Genomic DNA, 8,944 nt, shown 5'->3' with positions numbered 1-8,944 from the left:
TAGGCGAAGTTCACATTCATGGAATTTCAGTTCAACCGGGAAAACCTACAATTGTTGGGGTTATTGATGGAAAACTTGTTATTGGCCTTCCTGGAAATCCGGTTTCTGCTCTTATGATTTTCAATGCATTTGTGGCTGAACCGTTAACAAAACTTGCAGGAATTGATAAGAACTTTGAACTTGAAACAATCAAGGGCAAAATCACAAAAAGAATTCATTCTCAGGTTGGACGGATGCAATATCAACTTGTTAAAGTCGACGGTGACAATGTCCAACCTATTTTCAAGGATTCCGGAGCAATTTTTTCACTTTCAACTGCTGATGGGTATGTGAAAATTCCAAAACTGGTTGAACTTGTTGATGAAGGTGAAGAAGTAGAAGTTTATTTATTCAATTAAGATTAAAATTTAAATTAGGTGTAACAATGGATTATGAAGTTAAAGTAGTTCCTGAACAAAAATTAGGTGTTATCAATTATAAAGGTCCGATTTCCGATTTGGATGTTTTGGTTTCCAAATTGATGGGTTGGGTTGATGCTGAAGAGATAGAATACGAAGGCGAACCATTTGTTGTTTATTTTTCACCAAGACATGAAGTCAATCAGGGTGATGCAGTTTATGATGTCAGTATCGTAATTAAGGAAGATGCAGACGAGCAGGATGTCATTCGTGTTGTTGACATGATAGAAAACAAGGTTTTAAGCGGAATGCATTACGGCTCAACAGATAATATTATGGACACTTACGCTGAACTGGTTGAGGTTGCTCAGGCCAACCATTATGACATAATAGGATCTCCAAAGGAAGTTCTAATAAAAAGTTTCCACAACTGTGATGATGAAAAGGATTACATCACAGAGATTCAATTGCCAATCATAGAAATGTAGGTGGAATCATGTCTAAAAAGAAGGAAATTGATTTTGAAAAGGAAGTTGAAAAACTTGCCCGCAAATCCAATTTGAATATAAGAAAATCTGAATATGCATTCGAAAATCAGATAAGGAAGTTGGATAAGGACATAGATAAAATTGTAAAGGATAAAATAAAAGATTTTGATAACAATAAACAGTTGACAGAAGAATATTTGACTATGGACTACACCAATTCCACAATTAATCAGTATAGAGAAAAATTAAAGAAAATTTAAATTTTCTCTCTTTTTTTTTAATTTTGACCGACAACTCTTAAATCATGCACTAACAGTTTTGGGATAATAAATGATCCGTACTGTCTGATTTCTGAGGTAATACCTTCTACATTTTTCATTATTTCAAATATGTTTCCTGAAATCATTGCTTTATTGATAGGTTCTGTCAGTTCTCCGTTTTCTATTTTAAATGCGTTACTTGCTTCTACTGAAAAGTCTCCTGAAATCGGATTGGCAGTGTGAGCTCCAAGAACGCTGGTGGTCAGAACTCCTTTTTTAATTTCAGATAAATCTTTCATTTCACTGAATTTGAATTCGAGGTTTGATGGAGAAATCATCGGTGTTGTAAGGTAGCTTCCTCTGTATCCGTTTGAAGTTGTTTTCACACCTTCTTTGTTTGCGGTGTAAATGTCATATATGAATGAGTTTAAAACACCGTCTTTGATTAGCTCAGTAGCTTTTGATACGCTTCCTTCCCCATCACATTTTGTTGTTGCCATTCCTTTTTCCAGTAATGGGTTGTCAATGATGCTTAATGAAGGATTTGCAATCTCACTGCCTATTTTATCTTTCAAAATTGACCTTCCTCGCGCCACATTTTCACCATCAAAAGCATTGATGAATGTTTGAATAAGTCCTATGGCAGCATAATAATCCAATACGACGTTATAATTGTCGGTTTCAATCGGTTTTGAATTCAGTGAACTTTTAGCCAAGTTACATACTTCGTCAGCTAATTTTTCACCTTCTAAATCGCAGAATCTTGAAGAAGCTGAATTGTATGCTGTTGCAATTTCTCCGTCTTTTTGGATAGTCACTGACAGGGAAATGCCGAATCCTGTTTCTTTGTTTTCTATTGAAACTCCATTGGAATTTAGTATTAATGACTTGCATTCGGATGCTGAAAATCCTGACCCTGTTACTTCACATCCGCTATCTCTGGCTTGTGAAATGGTATTTTTCAGCAATTCCACGGATTCGTTCAGGTTAAGGTCGTTAAATTTTTTATCATAAACTTTTTTAACATCAGTTACTTTTTCCAATTCTGCAAATGAGTAGTTTTCATCACGTTTATTCAATTTGGTGTTTTCTATTGATTGTCTTGCAGTTTCGGAAATTTTGTCCATGTTTGATGTGAATGCAAAACCTATTTTGTTGTCTTTGATTACTCTAATTCCAACTCCGGTTTCAATTTCTTCTTTTGCAAAATTTAACCTGTCCTGTTCGGAGTTAAGTTCAATCAGTTTGCTTTCATCAATGTAAATTTCAAAAGCGTCACAATTGTTTTCAACTTCTCTTTTTGCTTTTTCGGCAATTTCATAAATCATATTATCACTTATAATGCAAATTTCTCAATGGCTTCAGCTACGCCGTCGCCGAATTTATTTTTACAGGTGTATGTGCTTATTCCTTTCAATTTATCTTCGGCATTGCCGACGGCTATTTTATATCCTGCTTCTCTTAAAAAATCTTCATCGTTTTGACTGTCTCCGATAGCCATAACATTTTCCATATTAATTCCGTTTCTTTCACATAAATATCTGAGTGAAGTTCCTTTGTTCACTCGCTTATCGGTAATGTGCAATGCAAAACCGCTGTCGTAAAGTTCTAATTGGTCAATGTACTTGAAATCTTTAAGCGCTTCCTCAAGTTCATCTCGTGCAAGAGTTTTGTAAAATACGGTTTCAGTTAATCTGTACATGTTGTCATGGGATGCGTGCTTGTCGAATTTGTCACCTAACCTTTCCTTCAGGTGTTTTTCTGCAGATGTTACAAAGTCTCTTTCGACTAGGGTTTCAACAGCATTATTGTTTTCGCCTTCTTTAAATACGACGCCTCCGTTTTCTGCAACTAATCCTCCGCTGCATCCGATTAATACTTCGGTTGCATAAGCATAGTTCACTACATTGCCGGTAACTATGATTGTTGGAATTCCTTTAGCTTCGGCTTTTCTCAAAGCTTCAATTGCTGAGATGCATATTTGTCTTTTCTCATCAGTAATTGTGCCATCTATATCTACTGCAATTGCTTCTATTGTCATTTTATCACTGTCTTGAATATCTGTGCGCAATATTGCAGGTTCCTTCTTTACTTACCATACATGCTCCGATTGGGTGAAGAGGATTACATTCATTTCTGAATAGTTTACAATCTTCAGGACGTGCAAGACCTCTTAAAATAGGTCCGCAAATACATCCTTTAGGAGCTTCATTGACATCCTTCACTTCAATGTCATATTTTTCACGGGCATTGTATTCGCTAAATTCATCTTTTATCTCAAGGATGGAATTCGGTATTTTTGGAAATCCTCTCCATTCTCGAGATCCGACATCAAATACCTGTTCAATCATGTCCTGTGCTATGACATTTCCTTCCTCGCGCACTGCTCTGTTGTATTCATTATCTATTTTCGGTGTTTCGTTATGAATTTGTCTTAAAATCATATATACTGACATTAATATGTCTAATGGGTTAAATCCAGCTACTGCTTGAGGAATATTGTAGTCTGTTGAGAAATATTCGAAAGGTTTGGTTCCAATGATTGTACATACGTGTCCAGGTTGAATCAATGCATTTAGGCTTGTCTGTCCTGAATTAATTAAAAAATCGATTGCAGGAGGTATCAATCTGTGGCATGAAAGTACTGAGAAGTTTTCAGGAGGTTTTGCTAATAATTCAGCGGCAGTAGTTGGTGCAGTTGTTTCAAATCCGGCTGCAATAAATGCCACATCATTGTCTGCTTTTTCAGCAATTTCAATAGCTTTGTTAATTCCGTAAACCACTCTTACATCGCCTCCTTCAGCTTTGGCATCTGCAAGTGATGAGTGAGATCCAGGAACCCTTAACATATCTCCGAAGGTTGTGATTGTAACTCCCTTGTCAATAAGCTCCAGTGCTTCATCAATTTCACGGGATGGAACCACACAAACTGGACATCCAGGGCCCGCAACGATTTCCACTTCATCTGGAAGCAAACTTCTTATTCCATTTTCCATTATTGTGTGTTCATGAGAACCGCATACGTGCATTATCTTTACTGGTGCGGATAATTCTTTTATTCTTTTCAATAACTCTTTTGACATATTTTTCATATTCATATTAACACCGAAGATTTAATATTATACTATTAATATATTTATTTGTATTAATTAAATTTTATTGTAAACTTATAGGGATTATTATGTTCAATAATAATAAGATTTTAGTAGTGATTCCGGCAAGAGATAACTCTAAGATTATTCCTCGTAAAAATATGCATTTGCTGCATAATAGGCCGGTGATTTCTTATGCAATTGGGGTTGCTCGAGCATCCCAATATGTTGATGATGTTGTGGTAGTTACTGAAGATTCTGAAATCGCATTACTTTCTGAAAAATTTGGGGCAAGTGTCATTAGGCATTCCAAATTGGATTTAGAAGACAATTTTTCATTAGATGCACTTGTTTATGATGCAATGATTCAAAAGGAGAAGTTGACTTTTGATGAATATGATATAGTAATCACTCTTAAGCCCAATTTCCCTCTGCTCAAAACACAAACATTGGATAGCTGCATTGAAAAATTTGAAGACTTTTCAATTGATAGTGTCATCACTGTTGTGGATGATAGGCGTTTGGACTGGGGTTATGACGAAAAGAATCAAAGGTATTTTCCATTGTATATGAAAAGGGTAGAAAAGGAACTGCTGCCGAAATCCTTTAAGGAAACAGGTGCTATACTGGCTACCCGCAGGTCATTTGTACATGAAGATTCTCGTTTGGGAACTAATATTGATTTGGTTGAATTGAACAGGGTAGAAACAGTAGATATTGTTGATATGGGTGGATGGCTGATTGCAGATACTTATCTTCAAAAAAGAAGGATTGCAATTGTGGTAAATGCCTATGAAGAAATTGGAACTAGTTACATTGAAAGGTGTCTATCTATAGCTTCAAATTTAATTTTTCAGGATGTCCTGTTTTTCGTTGATGAAAATTATCCGTTGACTAGCCATATTTTAAGTAATTATGATTATCCTTATGTGCTTTATGATGGTGTTGATGAACTCTTTGATAAATTGAGACGATACCATACCAATATCGTTATTAATGATATCATGGACACCTCTTCGGAATATGTTCTAAAATTGAAAGAGGAAGGATATTTTGTCGTCAACTTCGAAGATTTAGGAACAGGCAGTGAATTTGCTGATATGGTATTTGATTCACTGTATGAACATGACTTCTCTGAAAGGAATGTATTTTCTGGTTATAAGTATTATCTTTTAAGCGATGAGTTTTATTTCCAACCTCCGAAAATCATTACCAATGAAGTTAAAAATGTGCTGATTATTTTTGAGGGAAGAGATTCGAATAATTTGACGGAAAAGGTTTTAAATTCGATTTTGGCAACCAATTACAATGGCAGGATAAATATTATTTTGGGATTGGATTATCCTGATAAGGAAGGATTTATTTCTAAAATCGAATCAAATCCATCAATTCAAGTTTACACTAATGTATCAAATATCAGTGAATTCATGTTTAATGCAGACATTGTTTTCACATCTGCAGGCAAAGCCATGTATCAAATTTGTTCATTGGGGGTTCCAACAATCTGTCTGATTCAAAATGAAAGGCAATTAACTCATGAATTTTGCAGTGAATATAATGGATTTATTAATATGGGCCTTGGTATAAATCTGGATGAGGAAACTATTTCAAATCAATTTGTAAGTTTGGTTAATGATTTTGAACGCAGACTTGAAATGAACAGGAAAATGTTAACCATTGACTTGAAGAACGGATTTGAAAATCTCCATTCTGCAGTTAGAGAAAATTATAGGGAATTCGAATTGCGCAAGTAGGTGATCTATTTGAACATTTTTAACAAAAAGCCATTTTTGATTGCTGAAGTTGGTGTAAATTTTTTCGATATAGCTGAAAGGGATGGAATTTCAGATATTGATGCTGCAAAGCTCATGATTGATGAAGCAAAATCATGCGGAGTTGATGCAGTAATGTTTCAGGCATATACTGCTGAAAATGTAGTGTCTCAATCAGATCCTGCTTTTTGGGATTCAACAGAAAAACCTATTGATTCACAATTCGAGTCATTTAAAAAATTTGATAAATTCGGTGAAGAGGAATTTCGGGAATTGTCCGATTATTGCATTGATGTTGGAATAATGTTTTTGGCAACTCCCTATGATTTTGAATCTGCAGATTATCTGGCTGATTTTGCAAAAGTCCTTAAGATATCCTCTTCAGACTTAACCAACATTCCTTTTATAAAACATATTGCAAGCAAAAATAAACCAATTTTGCTTTCCACAGGAGCTTCAACCATAAAAGAAATAAAAGATGCAGTCAATGCAATCGAAGGTGTTTCCACTGTTGATATAGCAATCATGCACTGTGTTTTATCTCATCCTACCTATTATGATGATGTAAATCTTTTGATGATTAAGGATTTGGCCAGTCATTTTCCCGAATATGAAATCGGATATTCTGACCATGCCAAATCCGATGAGGACATGATGATTTTAACAACAGCCTACACTTACGGAGCCACAATTTTGGAAAAACACTTCACCTTGGACAAATCTTTGCCAGGCAATGACCATTGCTATTCCATGGATTCCAGTGATGTTTTGAAATTTAAAGAAAAGATATCCTTTTTGTCCAAAATAAGTGGCCATATTAATAAACAGCCTTTAATTTGCGAATCCGCCACAAGAAAGGAGACAAGACGATCTGTTGTGGCAAATAAAGATATCAAAAGGGGAACTGAAATTACTGAATCCGACATTGCATTTAAAAGACCCGGCACTGGAATTTCTCCTGCCGATGTTGATAGCGTAACTGGAAAAATTGCATGTGTAGACATTCCAAAAGATGCCTTAATCGATTTTGAAATGTTAAAATAAGAAATTGGTGGTGGTGGCGGTGAAAATAATTCAACTTATTCGACTGTAATGCATTCGTTAGGACAAATGTCAACGCATGTTTCACAGTAACTGCATTCGTCAGGGTCATTTATAGTTATTTTACCATCCTTAAGTACTAAAACTTCCATGGGGCAAACGTCACTACAATCCCCGCAATTATCACATTTTTCCATATCTATTGTAATATCTGCCATTTTATTATCTCCTAATGTTTGTCATATTTTTTTTTTAAATCTTTTTGTATATAAAAATTAGTTTCATTTAATAAAAATAAAAAAAGAAATTAAATTTCTGAAGAACAATCTGCAGAATACTTGTTAATTAAAACTGCGCATTTGTCAATTGTTTCAGAATCTAATTTGATTGTACCTGTTTCGATTTTATTCAATAACTCTTCTATGAATAAATCCTCATCAGTTAAAGGCATATTGATTACAACAACTTCATTGTTTATAAATCCAACTAATGGTTCAACAAAGCAGTTTCTAATGTTGTTGTCATTGAGGAAATTAATTAAATCTTCACCTAGACTCAAGGATTTTTGCTTGATTTTATTGTCCTGTGAAAATTTAGCCTGTTTAGTTGTGTATCTGAATTTGCTTTTGTTTTCTGAAGTGGTTACCTCTTCAATTTTGTCTTCATCCTCTTCAGTGGATCCTATGAGATTCAAATTTTCGTTTTCAGACTCCAATCTAAGTTTCGGATTGTATTTCTGTGAGATGAGTGCATAAATTCCGGTTGGACCTATAACCAAGTGATTGATACTTGATGATGAAGTTGGAGTTTTAACATTATAAAAGACATAATAATCATCAGAAAGGGTTAATAAATGTTCTCTGATAATTCTTGTTCTTTCTTCAGTTTCTTTTACATCACGAGTTTTATAAAATCCATAAACTAAGATAACTACGCCAATAAATAAAGTAAATATGCCTATTCCACTATTGATGGTCAATATTTCAATTATGCTTAAAATAAATATGACAGCGCCTATCGCTAGGAATGTTGTATTTGGATTCATGTCGGGCATATTGAAGTCAGGTCCGCCCTGTTCAATAAATGAAATGTTTGATTCTTCAACAGCTTCTTCAGGTTCTTTTATACTAATTTTATCTATAAAACTTCCAAAAGTATCGCCAGATTTGCTTTCATCAATTTCAGGATAAGACTCATTTATTCCTTTGATAAATTCGTCTTTGAGGAAATTTTTCATGATGGTGTAGTCATTGGATTTTGGTACTGCAAACTCTTTTCCGAATTTAGACATAACAGCTTTAGGTATGGTGGTTCTAGCAGTCCGGTTATCCATTTCTTTTGCTTGTTCCAGTTCTTCTTCTTTTTTCTCAGCATCAGCTATTTCCAGCATATGTTCTTCTGAGAAGAAGTTTTCTAGTTTATTAGTAATTGACTTTAAGGATATGTTATCTTCTGTTTTAGGTTCTTCTGGTGTCGGTTCTTTAGATTTATTTTGTTCTCTGAATTTTGCAGCTTCTTCTTTCCTTTCTTTTAGGTAATTGTCAAGTTCCTTATTCATATCGTCATCAAGATACCTTAAGGATCCTCCACAACTGTCGCATTCATAATCGAGTATGCTATCGCTACTTTTAATTTTATATTTTAATCCGCAGTCTTCACATTGGACAATATAAGAATTATCATACCTGAATGAGTCCATAAAAGATGAATGGGATTCTTTGCTCTCATCAGAATACTCTTCTAAATATTCTAACTCTCCTGCACATGAAGAACACTCGAATGTACTTAGGTCATCATTATCTTCGAGTTGGTATTTCGCACCACAGTTCTTACAGCATACAACTTTCATGTTATCCTCTTTATAATTACTTGTTATGATATTACTTTTTTATT

At 34.5% G+C, this 8,944-nt stretch carries 10 protein-coding genes; 5 read left to right on the top strand and 5 right to left on the bottom strand.

The window, feature by feature from the left end; translation table 11 throughout:
- The 3 genes from QZV68_RS02765 to QZV68_RS02755 all read left to right on the top strand — a co-directional run.
- Positions 1-398, top strand: a 398-nt coding sequence (locus tag QZV68_RS02765; RefSeq protein WP_363136856.1) for a molybdopterin-binding protein, incomplete at its 5' end; no start/stop codon positions are given.
- A 26-nt stretch (positions 399-424) separates the two neighbouring features.
- Positions 425-886: a GyrI-like domain-containing protein gene (locus QZV68_RS02760; protein WP_296878342.1), complete on the top strand. Its 462-nt coding sequence runs from the start codon at positions 425-427 to the stop codon at positions 884-886.
- A gap of 8 nt (positions 887-894) precedes the next feature.
- Positions 895-1,146: a hypothetical protein gene (locus QZV68_RS02755; RefSeq protein ID WP_296878339.1), complete on the top strand. Its 252-nt coding sequence runs from the start codon at positions 895-897 to the stop codon at positions 1,144-1,146.
- Positions 1,147-1,163: 17 nt separating this feature from the next.
- On the opposite strand, the gene QZV68_RS02750 is transcribed toward QZV68_RS02755, so the two are convergent.
- Genes QZV68_RS02750 through hypD form a run of 3 tightly spaced genes read right to left on the bottom strand, consistent with a single transcriptional unit; the run spans position 1,164 to position 4,238 of the window.
- A complete protein-coding gene (locus tag QZV68_RS02750) occupies positions 1,164-2,474 on the bottom strand; it encodes a TldD/PmbA family protein (protein WP_296878337.1) in 1,311 nt (436 codons plus the stop codon).
- An 8-nt stretch (positions 2,475-2,482) separates the two neighbouring features.
- Positions 2,483-3,187, bottom strand: a complete 705-nt coding sequence (locus tag QZV68_RS02745) for a phosphoglycolate phosphatase (RefSeq protein ID WP_296878335.1) — start codon at positions 3,185-3,187, stop codon at positions 2,483-2,485.
- Between the two features lie 4 nt (positions 3,188-3,191).
- A complete protein-coding gene (gene hypD / locus QZV68_RS02740) occupies positions 3,192-4,238 on the bottom strand; it encodes a hydrogenase formation protein HypD (RefSeq protein ID WP_296878346.1) in 1,047 nt (348 codons plus the stop codon).
- 89 nt (positions 4,239-4,327) lie between these two features.
- On the opposite strand from hypD, the gene QZV68_RS02735 reads away from it, so the two are divergent.
- Both QZV68_RS02735 and QZV68_RS02730 read left to right on the top strand, forming a co-directional pair.
- On the top strand, positions 4,328-5,992 hold the full coding sequence (locus QZV68_RS02735) for a cytidylyltransferase domain-containing protein (RefSeq protein WP_296878332.1): 1,665 nt from the start codon (positions 4,328-4,330) through the stop codon (positions 5,990-5,992).
- Positions 5,993-6,001: 9 nt separating this feature from the next.
- Entirely contained in the window at positions 6,002-7,054 is a 1,053-nt protein-coding gene (locus tag QZV68_RS02730; protein ID WP_296878329.1) for an N-acetylneuraminate synthase family protein, read from the top strand.
- A gap of 35 nt (positions 7,055-7,089) precedes the next feature.
- Here QZV68_RS02730 and QZV68_RS02725 read toward each other — a convergent pair whose 3' ends face one another.
- Together QZV68_RS02725 and QZV68_RS02720 are read right to left on the bottom strand one after the other, a co-directional pair.
- Positions 7,090-7,269, bottom strand: coding sequence for a 4Fe-4S binding protein (locus tag QZV68_RS02725; protein WP_296878328.1), 180 nt, complete (start codon positions 7,267-7,269; stop codon positions 7,090-7,092).
- Positions 7,270-7,358: 89 nt separating this feature from the next.
- On the bottom strand, positions 7,359-8,900 hold the full coding sequence (locus tag QZV68_RS02720; protein WP_296878325.1) for an NERD domain-containing protein: 1,542 nt from the start codon (positions 8,898-8,900) through the stop codon (positions 7,359-7,361).
- Positions 8,901-8,944 lie beyond the last annotated feature (44 nt).

It is taken from the genome of uncultured Methanobrevibacter sp. (assembly GCF_902801725.1).
Classification (GTDB): domain Archaea; phylum Methanobacteriota; class Methanobacteria; order Methanobacteriales; family Methanobacteriaceae; genus Methanocatella.
This window is presented reverse-complemented; position numbering and strand designations above follow the sequence as displayed.